General features: G+C 42.8%; 16 protein-coding genes. All 16 read left to right on the top strand.

Going from position 1 to position 20,162, the window contains the following annotated elements:
• Positions 1-121 precede the first annotated feature (121 nt).
• The 16 genes from PJIAN_RS12830 (at position 122) to PJIAN_RS12905 (ending at position 20,162) form a co-directional block, all read left to right on the top strand.
• On the top strand, positions 122-1,303 hold the full coding sequence (locus PJIAN_RS12830; protein WP_068705687.1) for an efflux RND transporter periplasmic adaptor subunit: 1,182 nt from the start codon (positions 122-124) through the stop codon (positions 1,301-1,303).
• Positions 1,304-1,355: 52 nt separating this feature from the next.
• Positions 1,356-1,967: a hypothetical protein gene (locus tag PJIAN_RS12835; RefSeq protein WP_068705688.1), complete on the top strand. Its 612-nt coding sequence runs from the start codon at positions 1,356-1,358 to the stop codon at positions 1,965-1,967.
• 501 nt (positions 1,968-2,468) lie between these two features.
• Positions 2,469-3,695 (top strand): right-handed parallel beta-helix repeat-containing protein, encoded by a 1,227-nt coding sequence (locus PJIAN_RS12840; RefSeq protein ID WP_068705689.1) that lies wholly within the window; start codon positions 2,469-2,471, stop codon positions 3,693-3,695.
• Positions 3,696-4,024: 329 nt separating this feature from the next.
• Positions 4,025-5,956 (top strand): polysaccharide biosynthesis protein, encoded by a 1,932-nt coding sequence (locus PJIAN_RS12845; protein ID WP_068705691.1) that lies wholly within the window; start codon positions 4,025-4,027, stop codon positions 5,954-5,956.
• A 68-nt stretch (positions 5,957-6,024) separates the two neighbouring features.
• Positions 6,025-6,831, top strand: a complete 807-nt coding sequence (locus PJIAN_RS12850; protein ID WP_236714406.1) for a polysaccharide biosynthesis/export family protein — start codon at positions 6,025-6,027, stop codon at positions 6,829-6,831.
• Positions 6,832-6,868: 37 nt separating this feature from the next.
• On the top strand, positions 6,869-9,193 hold the full coding sequence (locus tag PJIAN_RS12855) for a GumC family protein (protein WP_084252410.1): 2,325 nt from the start codon (positions 6,869-6,871) through the stop codon (positions 9,191-9,193).
• A gap of 24 nt (positions 9,194-9,217) precedes the next feature.
• The gene (locus PJIAN_RS12860; RefSeq protein ID WP_068705697.1) at positions 9,218-11,026 is read left to right on the top strand and encodes a Coenzyme F420 hydrogenase/dehydrogenase, beta subunit C-terminal domain; all 1,809 of its coding nucleotides are present in this window, start codon (positions 9,218-9,220) and stop codon (positions 11,024-11,026) included.
• Between the two features lie 39 nt (positions 11,027-11,065).
• On the top strand, positions 11,066-11,296 hold the full coding sequence (locus PJIAN_RS12865; protein ID WP_068705699.1) for an acyl carrier protein: 231 nt from the start codon (positions 11,066-11,068) through the stop codon (positions 11,294-11,296).
• Between the two features lie 27 nt (positions 11,297-11,323).
• Positions 11,324-12,328 carry a 3-oxoacyl-ACP synthase III family protein gene (locus tag PJIAN_RS12870; RefSeq protein ID WP_068705701.1) on the top strand — a complete coding sequence of 335 codons (1,005 nt, stop codon included), beginning with the start codon at positions 11,324-11,326 and terminating at the stop codon, positions 12,326-12,328.
• An 89-nt stretch (positions 12,329-12,417) separates the two neighbouring features.
• Positions 12,418-13,962, top strand: coding sequence for an MATE family efflux transporter (locus tag PJIAN_RS12875; protein ID WP_153802568.1), 1,545 nt, complete (start codon positions 12,418-12,420; stop codon positions 13,960-13,962).
• 42 nt (positions 13,963-14,004) lie between these two features.
• Entirely contained in the window at positions 14,005-15,201 is a 1,197-nt protein-coding gene (locus PJIAN_RS12880; RefSeq protein ID WP_068705705.1) for a polysaccharide pyruvyl transferase family protein, read from the top strand.
• An 11-nt stretch (positions 15,202-15,212) separates the two neighbouring features.
• Positions 15,213-16,088 (top strand): glycosyltransferase family 2 protein, encoded by an 876-nt coding sequence (locus PJIAN_RS12885; protein ID WP_068705707.1) that lies wholly within the window; start codon positions 15,213-15,215, stop codon positions 16,086-16,088.
• Positions 16,089-16,233: 145 nt separating this feature from the next.
• On the top strand, positions 16,234-17,442 hold the full coding sequence (locus tag PJIAN_RS12890) for an O-antigen ligase family protein (RefSeq protein ID WP_084252411.1): 1,209 nt from the start codon (positions 16,234-16,236) through the stop codon (positions 17,440-17,442).
• 24 nt (positions 17,443-17,466) lie between these two features.
• Positions 17,467-18,087 (top strand): acyltransferase, encoded by a 621-nt coding sequence (locus tag PJIAN_RS12895; RefSeq protein ID WP_068705710.1) that lies wholly within the window; start codon positions 17,467-17,469, stop codon positions 18,085-18,087.
• Positions 18,088-18,114: 27 nt separating this feature from the next.
• Positions 18,115-19,215, top strand: a complete 1,101-nt coding sequence (locus tag PJIAN_RS12900) for a glycosyltransferase (protein ID WP_068705711.1) — start codon at positions 18,115-18,117, stop codon at positions 19,213-19,215.
• 29 nt (positions 19,216-19,244) lie between these two features.
• Positions 19,245-20,162, top strand: coding sequence for a glycosyltransferase family 2 protein (locus PJIAN_RS12905; RefSeq protein WP_068705712.1), 918 nt, complete (start codon positions 19,245-19,247; stop codon positions 20,160-20,162).

Raw genomic sequence — 20,162 nt, forward strand, 5'->3', positions numbered from 1 at the left:
AAGTCCCCTTAAGGGGATGTAGGGGTAGAAAAGAGTTAGGGAGAGAGGTCGGAAATTGCAGAGACACAATCGACTATTCGGCATAAATTTTATTGAATAAAATACTAAATAACATATACTTATGCAACGACATAAATTTCTATTAGTTACAGTTATCTACTCCTTCGCACTACTTATTTCATCGTGCAGCGAAGGCAAAAAAGAGGCAAACGCCAAAAAAGCGGAGAACCTGCCCGAAGACATTGTGGAGATGCGTGATGACCAAATCAAACTGGCCGGCATTGAAACCGGTTTAATCGAAGAACGCTCCATGAGCGGAACCCTGAAAGTAAGCGGAACTATCACAGCATCGCCGCAGGATATGGCCTCGGTGAGTATGCCGATGGGCGGTTTCGTCAAATCTACTTCGCTTTTACCCGGGAGTTCCGTACGAAAAGGTCAGGTTCTCGCAGTTATAGAGAACCCCGAGTTTATCGACATCCAGCAAAGTTATCTGGAAGTGAAAAGCAAACTGGAATATACCGAAGCGGAATACAAACGGCAATCGGAACTCTACAAAAATGATGTGGCTTCGAAGAAAAACATCCAGTTGGCGACTTCCGAATTCAAAGCATTGAAAGCCCAGCAACGGGCTCTGGAACAAAAACTTTTACTGATCGGAATCAATCCTTCCAGATTAAGCGACGAGCGCATCAGCCGTTCGGTAGCGCTCACCTCACCTATTTCGGGGTATGTAAAGACGGTCAATGTCTCCATTGGCAAATCGGTTGCCGCCACCGACGTGCTGTTCGAGATTGTGAATACCGGCCATCTGTTGCTCGAACTGACGCTGTTTGAAAAAGATGCCGACAAGGTAAAGGTTGGCGAAACCATCCATTTCTACATCAACAACGAAACCGAACAACACGACGCGAAGGTGTACCAAACCTCCAAAACGGTCGGTAGTGATCGAAGCCTGAAAGTGTATGCCTCTATACAAGGCGAATGCAAAAACGTTCTTCCCGGCATGTATGCCAACGCTCTGGTGAAAGCGACAGGAAGCAAAGTAACGGCTGTTCCATCGGAGGCCGTGGTCAGCTTCGACGATAAAGACTATATCTTTCTCTTCGATCGCAACAAAACCGAGAACGGACGCGCATTCTGCGAATACCGTATGGTGCAGGTGCATAAAGGCGTTTCGGACGGCGGATACACAGAAATAGTTCTTCCAAAGCAGTTCGATCCGGCAAAAGCAAAGGTGGTGACGAAAGGCGCTTACAATCTACTTGCGGCAAAGAAAAATGCAGGAGAAATGAGTTGTTAACGAATTCGTAGCAACAAACACGTACATTTGTAGACCTTAAACAAACAACGTTATGCGAATATTACTATTCTTAGTCGGCTTTACATTCATTTCTTTGCAAGCCAACGCTTTGACTCCCGACATCATCAAAGACGGCGACGTAAATGGAATTTATGCCACCTTGTCCGACTTTCGACACAATACCCCCTATTTAATTGACGGAAAGCACCATGGAGACAAAGTAAAACTCAATCAGTTTTTCTTTTCGCCAACGATTAACTGTGCGGAAGATGGGCAATCGAAGCTCTTTTACAAAGACTCTATCTTTGCCATCACATTGAAAGACGGGAGAAAGTTCCGTTTTATCAACCGCGAACCCTATCTGATTGCCGACACATCCTGTCTTTATATTTACTCACTAAAAAAGATTATTAGTGAGCGAAAACAGGAAGGACCACACACCCGTACGGCAAATAAAGTCGTTACCGCATATTTCTTTTCGACCGGTGATCATTCTTCCGTTTATCCGTTGTCTATGCTCAATCTCAGGCAAAAGCTGAACGTGAGCAAAGCTGTATTCGACCGACTGGAGAAAGAGTTTACCACCGATGACGCATTGACCAAAACGGACAAACAAACCGGCAGGTTCCGCATCAATGATCTGCTATTAACCGAAGGAAAATAAGCAAGAAGACAAATTTAACACAATAGCCAACCACACTGACACCAAAACAGAATGGTTGGCTATTTCTTTGTTCAAAATTACACCTGTCTGAAAGCGGGTCGTTAGCCCTATTGTCTTGGTAGATGATCTCCCGAAAAACAAAAAAGAGGGGCGTAGCCCTGACGTCTGAATACGGCATCAGATTTTGACATAAAAGACATCAGAGCTACGCTCCTCCATGCATCTTTTGTTGCCATTTTCTACCAAGAATACAGGGCTATGCCCCTTTCTTTGATTATCTGTAAAACACAACGCGTAAACAAAGGCTACGACCAATCAGAATAATCTACAAACAACAAACCATTGAGATATGAAGGTTATTGAGAAGATGCCTTCATGCTACTTAATGCCTCAATGGTTATATTTGGGATGCTAAAACGGCAGGCATAAAATCCTAAAAGCATATTACCCAATCACAAAACCATCCCGCATGTGCTATATTTGAAACATTTATAAGACATTATGCCCACCTGCAAAAACACATTACTGACGATTGTCTGTTTTTTGACACTTCAATTCACAGACAATGTATTCGGAACGGTTTATTACGTTTCAAAATCCGGCAATGATGCTTTTAGCTATTTTGCCGCTCAAAACAAAACCAGTCCCAAACAAACTATTGCAGCCGGTATCCGCTGTTTATCCGCAGGAGACACACTTTACATACGCGAAGGAATCTACAACGAAGCAATCAACGAATACAGGACAAAACTCCCAAGTGGCAATTCGTGGCAAACCGCGGTCACCATTGCCGGTTATCCCGGAGAGAAGGTTATCATCCAGCCCAATGCAAGCGAATCGGAAGTCCTGCGACTAATGGGGTCGTCCGGCGGAACACGGTATGTGATATTCGACAACCTTATTTTAGATGGGGCCAATGTAACGTCCAACATCGTAAAGATCACCTATACAGGCAACAATCCCAACAACACAGCCCACCACATCAGAATACAAAGCTGTGAACTTAAGCAGGCCAAAACCAACGGCATATTTGTCGATTCGGAATCGAACCACAACGAATTTATCAGCCTGAAAATTCACGATAACGGTACGACTGATTTCGATCATGGCATGTACATCTGCGGCAGCAACAACCTGATTGAAAAGTGTGATATTTACAGAAATGCTGGTTGGGGAATCCATATTTACACGGAACATAAGCCCGAAAGCGCTAACTACAATATTGTTCGACGTAACAATATTCATGAAAATGCACGGGCAGAAAACCGTGGTTTTGGAATTATCGTTTCGTCGGGAACTGGGAACTCCGTCTATAACAATCTTATATGGGGCAATAACGGGGGAATTCAGATAGATTATCACGCCGTCAACACAATCATTTACAACAACACCATTTGGTCGAATAACAGAAGTAAAACTCACGAGAATGGAATCAAAACAGGAGCTGGAAGCACCAACGCGAGAATTGTGAACAATATTTCATGGAATCATATAGCCGGCAACATTTCCAATGCCGGAATAAATACATATCTCTCCAATAACCTCACCGACAAATCCCCACTATTTGTCAACAGTTCAAAATCAGACTTTCGCCTTCAGGAAAAATCTCCGGCCATCAATACCGGCAAAAATCTTGCGCCCCTGGTAACTGACGATTACAACGGAATTAGGCGTCCGCAAGGTTCCACTTATGATATTGGTGCATTTGAATACAAGACCTACAAATGAGCCTAACGAAACTTCATACACATCTCATAAACAGGCCAGTATACCTGATATTTATATTTTATTTTCATTTATACTGTTTATTTTAAATAATTAACTGCCTATTCCTTGTTTTTTGTTGCGTTTGTTTATATCTTCGTAACAGATATATTAACCCTTATTGTATAATATGCAAACCATAAAGATGGTTTAAAAAGTTTATTTTGAAAACGTCGCAAGACCACATTTACTTACCACGACTGAAGTATAGAGCTTGAGCATAAAATTGTGGTATTTATTATTCTAAAGAGAAAAGTAATTCGTAGCACTAAAGAGAAATAAGGGAGGTGTCTATGCTCAAAAAGACACATAAATTTTGGGACGTTATTGTACATCGTATCGTAAGTTCCAAATACGTCAGCAGATGGACTATTCTGGGAATTGACCTCATATTATCTGTCATTTCTCTTGTTTGGTGCTATTTATTCGACTCAAGTCTGCATTTCAACGATGCGGTCTCCCTCCCCAAAGTCGAATATCTTATTATTGGCAGCCTCTTTATTTGCCCCTGGTATTTTCTATTTTTCAAAACACATACTGGAATTATCCGCTACTCTTCCTATCACGAAGTCGGGAGAGTGTTAGTCGCTGTTGTCTCAATCAATCTCTCCTATTATATCGTCGGTTTACTCAGCGGATATGGTTATTCAGGCATGTTCATCTCCTTGATTGTAAAAAACACCACCCTCAATTTTATTATTCTCATCGCCTTCCGGTTTGTGGTAGTCAGTTTCTACCGTTTCCTTACCACTTACGTTGCCGGCCGCTACCGACAAAGAAGCCTTGTGTACGGTGTTAGCCGCCAAAGCATCGCACTGGCAAGCCTTTTCCTGACTGACGGATATAAAGGCTATAGAATAGTCGGCTTCCTGACACACGACAAACACATGATTCACCAACGAATATTCGATCTGCCGGTTTATTATGCAGACGACAATCTCGACCATGTAATCAGAGAATACAAAATCAGCGCCTTGTTTCTTGTAAAAAAACAGCCGATAGAAATCCCTGACAAAAAAATATTACGGCAGTGCATCGACCTGCATATCAAAATATTATCTCCAGACCAGGCACAGATGTTTCGCGACCTGATACCTCAAAAATATTACCTGAATCCTCAAATCAAGGATCTGCTTGGAAGAGATGAAATTCAAATTGATTTTGAAAAAATAAAGCTTCAGGTTGAAAACAAGACTGTTCTTGTTACAGGCGCTGCGGGTTCAATTGGTTGCGAGATGGTAAAGCAACTGGTAACATTCAAACCGCAAAAAATCATCTTATTCGATTCGGCCGAAACTCCGCTCAACTCCCTACTGCTGGAGATGGAAAAATACTATCCCAATGTTTGCGAAGCCATATTGGGAGACATCCGCATCCGGAAACGCCTTGAATTTGTTTTCAGAAAGTATCATCCGCACATCATTTATCATGCTGCGGCCTATAAACATGTGCCCATGGTTGAACGGAATCCGTGTGAGGCTGTGCTTACCAATGTGCTGGGAACCCGTAACATTGCAAACTACGCACTGAAATTCAGGGTTGAAAAATTCATCATGGTATCGACAGACAAAGCTGTCAATCCAAGCAATGTGATGGGTGCTTCGAAACGGATTGCAGAAATATACATTCAATCGCTGGCCAATCATCTGGACGGAAAATCAGCTACCAAATTCATAACCACACGATTTGGTAATGTGTTGGGATCAAATGGTTCTGTGATTCCTCTATTCAAAGAACAGATAGAAAACGGAGGGCCGGTAACTGTCACCCACCCCAACATAATCCGTTACTTCATGACCATCCCCGAAGCATGTCGCCTCGTGCTTGAAGCCGGAGTGATGGGACATAACGGTAACATTTATATATTCGACATGGGCAAACCGGTTAAAATTGCCGACTTAGCAAAGAAAATGATTGAAATGGCCGGCTTGGTTCCCAATCGTGATATTCGCATTGTATACACCGGATTACGACCGGGCGAAAAGCTGTATGAGGAGCTGTTAAACGATAAAGAGATTACTCAACCCACGACAAATCCGAAGATCAAAGTGGCGAAGGTTAGAAAATACAAGCTCTCAGAAGTGGCAAAATTAATAAACGAACTGATTGTCAAAGCGATGCTCTTCGACACACGAGCAACTGTAAAGAAGATGAAAGAAATAGTGCCGGAATTCATAAGCATGAATTCAGCATACGAACGATTTGATAAAAAGCTTCCTGATTAGTTTCACCATTTATATCAATGAGGATAAAACGACATCTTTCTGATTTAACATATTAATAGCTTATTATTATGAAGACAATTCCTGTTATTTTAGTTAGTATCTGTCTGTTACTATCGTGCAGCTCTTCTAAAAACATAGCCTATTTTCAATATTCGGGAAACAGGGCCGCTTTTTCGGATTCTTCGGCAACATCCGAAACCAAACTGAAAGCCGGTGATTTATTAATAATTACGGTCAACTCCACATCGCCCGAGGTTGCAGTCCCTTTTAACCTGCCAACGGTGCCCTTGCCTGCCAGTAGTTCTTCTACCACAGCAAATCCGGTGGCTACAGGTACTATTGCCTTACAAAATTATCTGATTGATAAAGACGGCACCATCACATTCCCGGTATTAGGTAAAATAAACGCGGCCGGAATGACCAAGCTTCAATTGGCCGACTACATCAAAAACAAAATATGTCCCCACTATATCAAAGAGATGCCGATTGTAAACATCCGGTACACCAATTATAAGATTTCAGTATTGGGAGAAGTAAACAAGCCGGGCATTTATACTATTGATAATGAAAAAATAAACCTTTTGGAAGCAATAGCCCTTGCCGGAGATCTGACCATATTCGGCATCAGAGATAACATTTTACTTATCCGTGATAACGACAAAGGCCAAAGGGTGACCTTCGAGATTGATCTGAGAGACCGTAACATCGTCAACTCACCACTTTACTACCTGCATCAGAACGACATACTATATATCCAACCCAACAAACCGAAAGCGCGTTCCGCCTCTTTCAACACAGGAGAATCGATGACGCTTTCGGCTGTAGGAATATTGATTTCCGTTGCATCGTTAGTAACGCTGTTAGTCAAGAAATAAGGCACCGCAATGTCGCGAGCCATAAAATGAAAACGGTATGCAATCCAGGATTCAAAATATCACAGACAAATCCGTCAATTTCCGGGAGTCGATTGACAAATACCTACGCCACTGGCCATGGTTTGTGGCATCTGTCTTTTTAGCTTTAATAGCCGGTTTTCTGTATGCCCGTTCGCAACCCGATACATACGAAACCACAGCATCAATCATGGTTCTCGATCAGAGCAAGAACGGAGCTACAAGTCAGGCCAACCTCATCAGCCAGCTAAACAACATCGGACTGACCACTTCACCCACTATGACAAACGATGAAGCAAAAATGATCGGATCAACAGCTTTGATGAGAAAAGTTGTGTACCGACTGGAACTCTATACCTCCTACTCGCACCGCTCATTCCTTAAAAACGAGGACCTCTATGATTCGTCGCCACTCTATGCCCGTTTAGACATGGCAGCACTTGAACGCATAAAAGGCAATGTAATGCTTACCGCGCGTTACGACAGCGGGAAGCTTGTAATTGACGGAGAATACCTGGAACGCCGTTTTGTTGTGCATCCCAACAATTTACCGGGCTACTACGCCACACCGGCAGGCAATTTATATATTGCTCAAAACAAGGGCTACACTACCGATAAATTTCCATTAACCATAAAAATTACCAATCCTTCAAAAGTTGCCAAATTTATTGCTTCAAGTAGCCTGCTTACTCTGGTTAACAAAGAAGCTAATGTAATCGACCTCACGCTGCAAACCTCGAATATTAAAAAAGGGCAAGACATCCTAAAAACACTGGCAACCGTATATAATGAAGATGCTGTAGAACAAATCAACCATTCGGCGATGAGTTCCGCCAATTTTCTGGATGGAAGAATTAAACTGCTAACCGGAGAACTGAGCACCGTAGAACGCGATGCCGAACAGTACAAGCAGAGCAACAACCTCACTAATATTGAAGCAGACGCACAGATGTATTTAGGCAGAAGCAGCGGATACATCACACAACGCAGTACCGTTGAAAACCAGCTGAATCTGATCTCGTATGTGAAAGATTTTCTGCGCAACCCGGCCAACAAATCTGCTTTAGTTCCCAACCTCGGGCTGACAGACGTGGGTCTTGTAAACGTAATTCAAAAATACAACGATCTGGTAATTAACAGAGAACAAATTGCTCAGGGATCATCGGAAGATAATCCTGCTCTCAAAGCGATTAACCTGCAAGTACAAACAGCGCGCAAAGCAATCCTGGAGAGCATAGAAAGCACCCACAAAGGACTACAAATCACCAATCAGGATTTAAATTCACAAAACTCAGCGGTATCGTCGAAGCTCAGGCAAATCCCCAAGCAGGAAAGAGAATTTCTGGAAATAAAACGCCAACAACAGGTCAAAGAATCATTGTACCTGTTCCTGCTCCAGAAGCGTGAAGACGCATCTCTCAGCATGGCCGTTACCATTCCCAAAGGGAGGCTTATCAATACGCCCGACACATCAAAACAGGTCGCTCCACGAACATCAGTTATCCTGTTTGTGGCATTTCTGTTAGGACTTGTAGTTCCAGCCTCATCCATTCAGATTAAAAATCTGATGCACACAAAAATTGAGAATCGTCAGGATGTGGAAAAGATTACCCAAGTGCCTGTTTTAGCCGAACTCGGACACATCAGCACGGATGAAATAATATTGAACCACAAGACGGCCATTAGCCCTAACTCTGAACTTTTCAGGCTCTTGCGATCGAACCTCCAGTTTGTACTTGATGCTTCCTCCCAAAAAGTAATCGTGGTCACCTCGACGCAACAGGGCGAAGGCAAAACGCTGGTCAGCATCAACCTGGCAGCCATCCTTTCGTTAGCAGACAAAAAAGTATTGCTCGTTGAACTGGATTTGCGGCGGCCACGGCTATCAACATACATGGAGATTGAAGCAAAGAAAGGTATAAGCTCTTACCTGATGGGTGAAGATACAGATATGCAGGAAATCATTAAACCGGTCCCTGATTATCCGATGCTGGACATATTGCCCACGGGAATTATTCCGCCTAACCCGAACGAACTGATACTGAAAGACCGTCTCGACATGCTCATTTCCAAGCTAAAAGAAGAATACGATTATATAGTAATTGACTCGGCACCGGTAGGTGTAGTTTCGGACACGTTCCTGATCAACCGGTTGGCCGACATCAACCTGTACGTTTGCAGATCGAGATATACAGACAAACGCAATCTGGTGTATATCAATCAAATTCACCAGGAAAACAGGTTAAATCACCTTTACATTGTGATTAATGATGTTTCGCTTCAAAACCACAGCTATTCGTACCATCGGAAATACGGCTATGGTTATGCACAGGAAAATACGTAGTGAGAACGCTAAATGTAAATCGTCATGATCGAATTACTTCGCAAAGAAGATTGCAACGGTTGTTGTGCCTGTGTTGACATTTGCCCGACAATGGCAATCAAACTCCACACCGACGAAGAAGGTTTCTGGTATCCGGAGACCGATAAAGATGTATGCAATGACTGTGAATTATGCAACAGTGTTTGCCCCGAATTACACGTTGCAGAGGTAAAGAAAAATGATTTTGAAAAGCCCTTTGCGTATGCTGCTGTGCATAAAAACCTTGATGTCAGATTCAACAGCACATCCGGTGGATTGTTTTCTGCCATGGCCGAAATCATCTATAAAAACGGAGGAAGTGTTGCCGGCGCTGTTTACAATGAAGATTTCTCTGTTAAGCACTATATATCAAATACTAAAAGCGATTTACAGAAGCTACGCAGCTCAAAATACCAGCAAAGCAACATGAGCGGGATGCACAGGGAGATCAAACGACGTTTGGATGACGGCGAAAACGTGCTGGTATGCGGAACACCCTGTCAGATGGCAGCATTAAGACTCTTCCTGAAAAAAGATTATAACAACCTCATCATTCTCGATTTTGTTTGCCGCGGAGTCAATTCTCCGATGGTATTTCAAAAATACCTGCAATCGCAGGAAGAAGCGAACGGAGCGAAAATCGTTGCTGCACAGGCAAAAAATAAGGAACTGGGATGGAGAAGTCTGACCTTCAAAATGACTTTCGACAACGGCAAGTCCGTTTTTCAGACCAAAGAATCCAACCTGTTTTTACGTGGCTATCTTAGTGCAAATGCGTATTGTCGACCTTCTTGTTACACCTGCCAGTTCAAAGGGTGGCCGAGAATCGCCGATATTACGCTGGCCGATTTCTGGGGCATCGAACATGTGGATGCTGCGCTCGATAACGACCTGGGGACTTCAATGGTACTGATCAATTCAAAAAAGGGTGCGGCATTCTTTGAAAGCATAAAGGAGAAAATCGATTTTAAAGAAGTAAGTCTTGCGCAGGCATCGGCAAACAACGGCGCGTTAATAACGCCCTTAAAAAAGCCGACCATAGACAGAAAACAGTTTTTCGCCGAGTTGCAAACAGCGTCGTTCGATAAAGTGGCAACTAAATATTTTCCGCCCCCCTCTGTTCCTGCGAAAGAAAAGATTCGGGAATTTCTGGGAACAATACTAACGATAGCACAAACAACACGCTTACACCCAAAAACGCTTTACCAGTTTGTGAAATACAACTTCCTGTCAGGAAAAGTAACAACAAATATCAGAAAGCAAGGGTGGTTGATAACAACGCCTCACTCTGTATTGGAGATACACAAAAGAGCTAAAATCGACTGTAAGGGCACACTATATCTGGGAATGAAAAGAATAAAAAAATCCAGACTGGAAAGCCGCCTGTTAGTAGATCCCGGAGGTGAAATTGTTGTAAATGGCGATTTCATATTTGGATACGGATCTGACATTGAAGTGTTTAAAAACGCAAAACTCATACTAAACGAAAACGGAGCAACAAATATCTCTACCACCATTATTTGTGCTGAACGAATAGAAATCGGCAAGCATGTCAGGATGGGGCGTAATGTCACCATCAGAGACACCAACGGAAATCACTTTCTGGCTCTTCAGGGATACAAGCCATCACGACCTGTAACCATCGGCGACCACGTATGGCTTTGCGAAGGCTGTACCATTTTACCCGGAGTGAAAATTGGCGATGGCGCCATCATAGGAGCATGTTCAACGGTTGTTTCAAATGTACCGGCCAATGCCATTGTGATGGGAAACCCGGCCAAGGTAGTAGATGAAAACATTTTATGGAAATTCTGAGACCTCAACATTTTTATTAACCCTTTAATACCAAAGTATATGGAACTGCAAGATTACATCAGCAAATTCGCTTCCAGGTTTGACGAAACACCTGCCGAAAAATTTACCGCCGATACTGAATTCAAGGCGTTGGACGAATGGAGTTCTCTTTCTGCATTAACCATTATTGCTATGGCTGATGAAGAATATGGAGTCAAAATCAAGGGTGAAGATATCCGCAATTCGGATACCATTAAAGATTTGTATGCTATCGTAAAATCGAGAGCCTGAGCCGCTTTCACAAAAACCACGCGCCCTATGAACCGAAGCTACATAAAAGCAATATCATACTATCTTCCCAAACAGGCACTCACCAACGAAGACCTGGCGAGAGAGTTTTCCGATCCGAATGTTGAAAAAAATGCGGGGAAAGTCGGAATAGATGTAAGGTACATTGCGGCCGAAGATGAGACTGCGGGAGACATGGCAGAACAGGCCGCACGGAATCTTTTCCAGGAATATAACATAGCACCGGAAACGATAGATTTTCTGATACTTTGCACACAAAGCCCTGATTATTTTTTACCGGCTACGGCTTGTGTTTTACAACACCGGCTTGGAATTCCGTCAAACGCCGGCGCTATCGATTTTAATCAGGGATGCTCGGGCTACCTGTACGGGCTCGCGCTGGCAAAAGGCCTGATTGCAGCCAATGTTGCCAAAAACATTTTGTTACTGACTGCTGAGACTTATTCCAAACATATTCATCAACAGGACAAAGCAAACCGGATTTTATTCGGAGATGCCGCATCAGCTACGCTTATCTCCAATGAAGGCTTTGCTGCAATCGGAGAATTCAGTTTGGGAACAGACGGGGCCGGAGAAAATGATTTGATCGTGAGAACAGGAGGATTTAGGCATAAAAACGCGCTGAATGATTTCACGATTGACAAAAATGGCACCGTCATATCATCCGACCACCTGTTTCTAAATGGCTCTGAGATCTTCTCTTTTACACAGGAGAAAGTTCCGCTGCTGGTAAAAGACACTCTGTTACAAAACGGGCTGGAACAAGAGCAGATCGACCTGTTTGTCTTTCATCAGTCGAACCGGTTTATGCTCGACTTTCTGCGAAAGAAAATCAAAATCGACGAAGAGAAATTTTATTATTGCTTATCCCGCTTCGGGAATACCGTATCATCCACCATACCAATAGCTTTGAAAGAAGCCATGACCGATAAATCGATAAAGGTCAACAACAAAATACTTTTGGCAAGCTATGGCGTAGGCTATTCCTGGGCAGGAGTTGTTCTTAATTTTTAGATAAGAAAAAGCGTAACCATCTAAAAATAGCACGTACGACATCATGAAGAAGAGACTAACCATTTCCATTACGGCAAATTACAACTTCTATGTCAACCGCTTCAAATACACGAATAGCAAAAAATACAGCAATGCTCTATTTTCGAATGCTATTTACAATGGGTGTCACTCTGTACACATCCAGGATTGTATTGTATGTACTTGGCGTTGAAAACTATGGAATTTACAATGTCGTAGGCGGAGTTGTTATATTATTCACCTTTCTGAATGGCGCCATGTCGGCAAGCACGTCACGGTTTCTTACTTTTGCGTTGGGCCGACATGACTCCGAAGAATTGAAGAAAACCTTCAGTGCCGCATTAACTCTTCATATCATCATAGCGTTTATCATTCTGCTGCTGGCTGAAACTGTTGGTTTATGGTTTGTCCTGAATAAATTGGTAGTACCGGCCGCACGCATGAACGCGACCATCTGGGTTTACCAGCTATCCATCCTGACGTGTGTCGTAAGTCTGATACAGGTTCCTTACAACGCAGCCATCATTGCCCACGAACGCATGAGCGTCTACGCCTATGTCAGCATTATCGACGTTTCGCTGAAACTTGCCGTTGTATTCCTGCTGAAATGGTTCGTTCCTTTTGACAAATTAGTATTCTACTCATTTTTAATCTTTTGCTCAACCCTCATCGTAGTTTCCATTTACCGGATATACTGCAAAAGACAATATGAGGAATGTGTCTACCACATTTGTTGGGATAAACCGACCTATCAGAAAATGATCAATTTTTCGGGGTGGAGCCTGTTGGGAAATTTCGCATGGATTATGCTGACCGAAGGTTCTAACATCCTGATGAACCTCTTTTTCGGACCGGTGGTCAATGCGGCTCAGGCTGTTACAATGCAGGTAAATTCTGCCGTAACCAGTTTTGTGAACAATTTCCGGACGGCAGTGAATCCACAAATAATCAAGTTATATGCTTCCGACAGAAAAAGCGAAATGTTCAATCTGGTGTTTCAAAGCGGAAAGTACTCCTATTTCATCCTGTTCGTTCTGGTCTTACCTATCCTGCTCGAAACAGAGTTTATCCTCAACCTGTGGCTCAAGGTTGTACCGCAGTACACCGTATTATTGGTAAAGCTTGCACTCATCAACTCTTTGGTTTCAACCCTCGACATGAGCGCGTTCATTGTTTTGCAGGCAGTCGGAAGACTGAAGGAAAGTGCACTGATCGGCTCATCATCCATTTTGTTATTTGTATTGCCCCTGTCATTTATTCTGTTTCATTTCGGATTTGCACCCAGTATTTTTTACTACGTAATGATTATCAATTCATTCCTGTTTTCTTTTGGTATCAGGCCGTACCTGCTGCACAAAATAGCAGAAATGAATATCAAAGAATATTTTGCTCATGTAGTATTCCCTGTTGTGAAAGTGACTGTGGCAGCAGCAATCGTCCCAATCGGAGTAACATTATACATGCCGGACAGCATATTTCGATTCTTCTTAATTTGTCTTGTATCGGCAATCTCAGTTGGAATTGGAGTATACTATTTAGGCATGGACAGCATAACAAAAAAGATGCTTGCCCTTTGGGTAAAAGCAAAGTTCTCAAAATTAGCAACTAAACCATAGAAGTGTGATTTTATTATTGTCTGATCTATAAATAAGATTTGTATGAAAAAGATACTCATCACACATGTGTCCAACACATTAAATTACGGTAGTGCCATGATGGCCATCAACCTGATTTATTATCTGCACAAAAGAATGCCAGAGGTTGAAATTTGGTGCGAATGTGACCAGTATCATCTGGATCGCTTAAAGAAAGCAAGCGGATATCAGGATCTTAACGCGTACCAAAGCAAACCTGTGAGACGCAGCAACATGATAATGAAGATATACAGGTTTTTGTCCGGTAACCGTGAAGACATACTTCATATAAGCTACCAGTTTGATTTAATGATTGTTCTGGGCGGCGATGACCTTTCGGAGGTATATCAAAGCAATGCCATGTCGAATGCGTTGTACTATTATCACATCAACCGTCGCAAATGCAAGGTAATCTTATTGAATCAGAACATCGGGCCTTATACCGGTATCTATAAAATAATCAACGGATTGCTATTGCACAAGCTTATCATATCCACCAGGGATCAGCGCAACTACGAATACCTGACAAGTAAGCTTCATCTGAAGAACGTGCAGGCAACCCGCGATCTTGCCTTTTTACCACTTCCCAAACAGGAAGAAACGATAAAAGAAATGCACGAGAATTTCATTCATGACCGATACATCGTGGTGGTACCTTCCGGAGTTTTTATTCATTACGGGCTCAACCAAATGCAAGCCGTAAAAGTTTGGGCGAGTATCACTAATCTCTTATTATCCAAATACAAATCACATATCATCGTGCTTTTGGGGCATGTATTAGCCCCACCCACTTCCAACGACCGACAAATAATAGACCCGTTATCGGCAATGTTCAAAAACGATCCGAGAGTGATAACCGTAACAAACGTACTGCAACCGATAGAAGCAAGAGCCATCATCGCAAATAGCGAGTTGGTATTTACCGGCAGGATGCACGCAGCAGTTTCGGCCCTTGCAACCGGCACCATTCCTTTGGCATTCGCTTACAGTGAAAAATACTTTGGTGTTGTTGCAAGAGGCTTTGACATTCCGGAACTGGTAATCGATTGCAGAAACGGAGTGATGAACCAAGCCGGTTTCATGAATACCGTGCAGGAGCATATTCAGTTCATCAACAGAACAAAAACAGACCTTGAGAGTAAAATCAGATATGAACTAACCAAAACCAGAGAGCTGGCAAATAAAAACATTGACATTGTGGTACAACATCTGACTAAGTAACAGCGCTTAAAATGTTTTCGGTAGTAATTCCTTTATATAACAAAGAAAACAATATTGCACTCACCATTGATTCCGTTCTGAATCAGGATTTCCGTGACTTTGAAGTGCTCATTGTGAATGACGGATCGACAGACAACAGCCTTTCGGTGGCAGGAAAGATTGCAGACGAAAGAGTACGTGTCATCGATAAGCCAAACGGAGGAGTTGCAAGTGCCCGAAACATGGGAATAAAAGCAGCCATATACGATTGGATTGCTTTTTTGGACGGCGATGATCTATGGAAACCGACTTACCTGTCGATGATGAAAAAGTTAATAAACGAGTTTCCGGAAGCCTCTTTCTTTGGCAGCCAGTTTATCAAACAGGAAAAAGGGGAAGACAGGATTGTCAATTCAATTCACAGCAAACGCGGATATATAGACGATTTTTTCAAAAAGGAAACGGAGGCGTTATTGGTCTCGTCTTCCAGCGTTATCGTCCGAAAAGATTGTTTTGATAATGTCGGCTATTTTAACGAGCGCTATACAAGAGGCGAAGATTTGGACATGTGGTGCCGGTTGGCAAGGAATTACAAATTTGCATTTGAGCCCATGCCTCTTTGTTACTATCTCCTCGACGGAGAAGACAGAGCGTGTAAACAGAAACAGCCCCTCAACCAATATTATCTGGAATTCCATTTGTCAGGCAAATCGCGTTACGAGAAGAAGTTTCATTTACAAATAGCGGAGGTTCACCTTATAGAAATGCTGAGCAGCAAAAGATATGCGGATTTTCTCAGGTTAGCCCTCAGGTACAACATTTATCTGGTAATTATCATTCTGAATATCATCAAAAGACATTTATCAAAAATAATCAAGCATCGCTATTTCAATTTGAGAATTCTTTGAAAGCATTGGAGAGTAAATCGATAAGACTGTGTCAAGACATCAATAACTCCGTCCTTCAGGGCGGAGGCAAAAACAGGCCGATTTTTCACGGGCTTTAGCCCTGAAAGAAATATAAAGAGAAACGAGAACAAGAAATAACTGACACATGAACTGGGAGAAGCTACATATTATGGTTTTATATTGCTTCGTTTTCCTGTTGCATTTTGAATACTGGAGCGTATTCGGCAAAGACGAGGATAACATGACAATCACCAAGTTTGTCGGTTACCTGTACTTTATACTGGCGCTTCGTGACGTTGAACGATTCTTTCTATTCTCCAGAATTAAAGCCTTTTTAATTCCGGTTCTGGCTTTCTTTGGCATGCTCACCATTATCTCATACGCCAACTACAATTCACTTTACCAGCAATTTGCGAATGTCATTGATTTGTCCGCTTTCCAATGTATCCTCATGTTTTGGATTGTCTGCAACCACCTGAGCGGGCAACCCAAAGTAATTTACCGCACATTTGTTGCATTTGTTGCCGGCGCCGTTGTGATGGGCATTCTTTACAAGATGGGCGTGGGTGTTACAATCACCGACGGACGGCTATCCATGTTCGGAGACGACGAAAATGCGGTGGGCATTCGAATGACATTGGCAATCGTGGTTGTGTTGAGTTTGATATTTGAAAATCCGTTAAACTGGAAAACTCCCCGGTTCTTACTACTACTAACCTTGCCTTTCCTGTTTCCCGTGCTGGCGCTTTCAGGGTCACGTACTGCGCTTATATGCTTAGCTATAGGACTGTTGATTTTTATTCTGCTTATCAAACTTAAACCCCTGCTCAAAGCCGGATTTCTTGTAATAGCCGCAGCAGGTGTTATACTGATGGTGAACTATTTCTCACACTACGATACTTTGCAAGAACGCCTTGTCAATTCGATTTCATATGGAGACACAGCCGGAAGAACGTCCATCTGGAAACATATTCTTCCCATTTTTTACGAATCACCAATAGTAGGCGTTGGCACTACCGGCTATGCCAAACGGGCAATTCCTGTTTTCGGGGTATTCAAGGGCGGCCACTATCGCAGCCCACACAACGTATATCTCGAAATGCTCTGTTACACGGGTGTGGTCGGACTGGGATTATTTCTGCTGTTTTTAGGCCGGGTCTCTTTCAAAAGCGTGCAGCTCTATTTACGCAACAACTATATAGTCACCGGCATTTTGATACTGATCACAATGATCGACATGTTTGTCGGGCAGGGATTATACAACAAAATTTTCTGGTATTTCTATGCCGTCATTGTGGCGCTACAACTGAATGAAGAGCCTGAATTGTCGAATGAACCGATAGTAAGCACTTAGATTGTTTTCAAAAAGCCATTCATCATGCAAAGCAGTTTCATCAACATATTAGCAAGAAGAATCATCGATGCATATTTCCGGTGTTATACCAATATCATCTTCTGGTTGAACCATGTAAAGCACGGAGCCAACTGTACCGTAAAAGGGAAAATCTACATCCGGAATTTAGGAACGATAGAAATCGGCGACAACTTGCGCGCCAACTCCGGAAACAGGTTTAACCCGATAGGAGGCGATACCGTATTGAGGCTCAATGCTGATGAGGATGCAATCATTACCATCGGAAATAATGTGGGACTTTCAAATTCCACCATCTATTCCACGCGTGCCGTTATCATAGAAGACGATGTATTGGTGGGTGGCAGTTGTAAGATCTACGATTCCGATTTTCATTCTAAAGACTTTGCAGAACGGCGTAATTCTTTTTTCCATGGCAATGAGGGCACTCATATAGCCGCATTGCCGGTCATTATTAAAAAAGGAGCCTGGATAGGCGGCCATTGCATCGTACTGAAAGGAATTACCATTGGCGAACACTCTATTATCGGCGCGGGAAGCGTGGTTACCAAAAGTGTTCCACCTAATGAGATATGGGCGGGAAACCCTATAAAATATATCGGAAAAGCAAATAAACATGCGGAATAAACATCGCAACATTTATTTCGATTCACGATGAACAACAAGCCCAAAATAATGCAGCATTGCGTGGAGGCCTACCTGAATATCGGAGGTCCCGCGACGGAGTATCTGTTACTGATGAATTCTCCACTGAATGACAAATTTCAGTTTGATCCACTATTACAGAGAGTAGCTCCTCATGGCATTAATCTGGCATTATTGAGGGATATGATTGCTCAAATAAAGAAAGTAAAACCCGATGTAGTACACGTGAGAGGATTACACAGCGAAGGATTTTACGGTTTACTGGCCGCACGCTTAGCCGGTGTAAAGAAAGTGGTACTCTGTGTGCACGGCACTTATACCGATTCGCTGAATGTAGGAGCCTTCAAGAAGTTTATCTATGGCAAACTCATAGAACCGTTTACGCTCCGAAATGCAGATTTAGTGTACTGCGTGTGTGATTTTGCAGCCAAAAGACCTTACATCTATCAACACACCAATCATTTGTACGGGTTTATTCACAATGCGGCACCCGACTATTCCATGTATAACAAAGAGGAAAGCCGGCTGAAAATCCGGACTGAGTTAGGTATCGGACCCGACGAAATTGTAGCCGTCACAGTGGGGAGAGTCACCTTTGGCAAAGGCCACAAGACGCTGGTAGACGCGATAAAACTACTTGAAACGCGGAAATACAATATCCGCTACCTTGTTGTAGGTGAAGGAGATTACCTCAACGAACTGCAAACACAACTTGCCGACGAAATAAAATCAAAGCAGGTAATATTGCTTGGTCAGCGCACTGATGTGAGGGACATATTGTTTGCAAGCGACATTTTTATTTTTCCGACGTTGCACGAGAACCTGTCCATTGCGCTTCTGGAAGCTTGTGCCGCCGGACTTGCAATCATTGCTTCCAACGTTGGCGGAAATCCGGAAGTAATTCAACATGGCAAAACGGGAATTATGATACCCCCGCGCAACGCGGAGAAACTGGCAAATGCCATACTTGCACTGGTAAGGAATCCGGAGAAACGAGAGAAATTAGCGGCTCAGGCACAAGAAAATGCAAAAACAAATTTCAGTCAGGAAAAGATTTTCAAAGAGATTGAAACGATGTACAATTCGGTATTGATGCAAAAAAAAACGTAGCGATTGTCATTCTGATTTAAGATTATCATATGCGAACTGCTTCCTTTGTCATTCCCACTTTCAGGGAAACGGAAAAAATCAAAACTCTGATTCATAGTTTCGACAACATCAGAGACGAAAACATTGACATCATCATTGTGAATGGCAATCCTAATGATGAAACCAGTCAGTGGTTAAGAGATTGCAGTGACTCGCGAATCATAGAAAAGGCAGGTAACCCCTCTCTTTACTGGGCCGGATTGGTAAACGTCGGCTTGCGGCACATTCTGGAATCAGAGCCTCGTCCGGCATACGTTTTCCTGATGAATGCCGACATCGTATTTTCATACGACATTCTCCAATCATTTCTGAACGAAGCTAAGATTTTACCGCCTTGCCAACTTGGAGTGGTTACGGTCTCCAATGGTCAAATTATTTCAAGCGGCGTGCAAGTCCTTTCGTGGAGTTTTACACAAAACCGGCATCCACTTGCAGGCAGCAATACCTCATTATTACCAAAAGATCAATTAATTCCGGTAGACTTTCTACCGACACGTTGTATCATGTTTCCGCTTGAGGCTCTGCAACAAGCAGGGATTACTTCGGAAGAAAGGCTGCCTCACTATTGCAGCGATTACGAATTTACGGCAAGGCTAAGTCGATTCGGTTATAAGGCATTTATAGCAACCAATATTACTATTGAAGTTGACACGCACAACACAGGCAACGATGTTTACTACAAAAAAACAAGTCTCAGGAAACGTGTTGTCTCTCTCTTTTCGGTCAAGTCGCCCTCCAATCCGGTTTATTTGACACGGTTTATCCGCATGGTATATCCGTGGTATGCAAAACCATCCGCCATACTGCTGTATCTATTGCGGAGCCTACTGGAAATTGTATTGGGAGGTAGTGCTGTGAAGAAATTATTTTATCGTGCAGAATCAGGTTTTTCAGGTCGACAGGTTTAG

Source organism: Paludibacter jiangxiensis, assembly GCF_001618385.1.
Taxonomy (GTDB): domain Bacteria; phylum Bacteroidota; class Bacteroidia; order Bacteroidales; family Paludibacteraceae; genus Microbacter; species Microbacter jiangxiensis.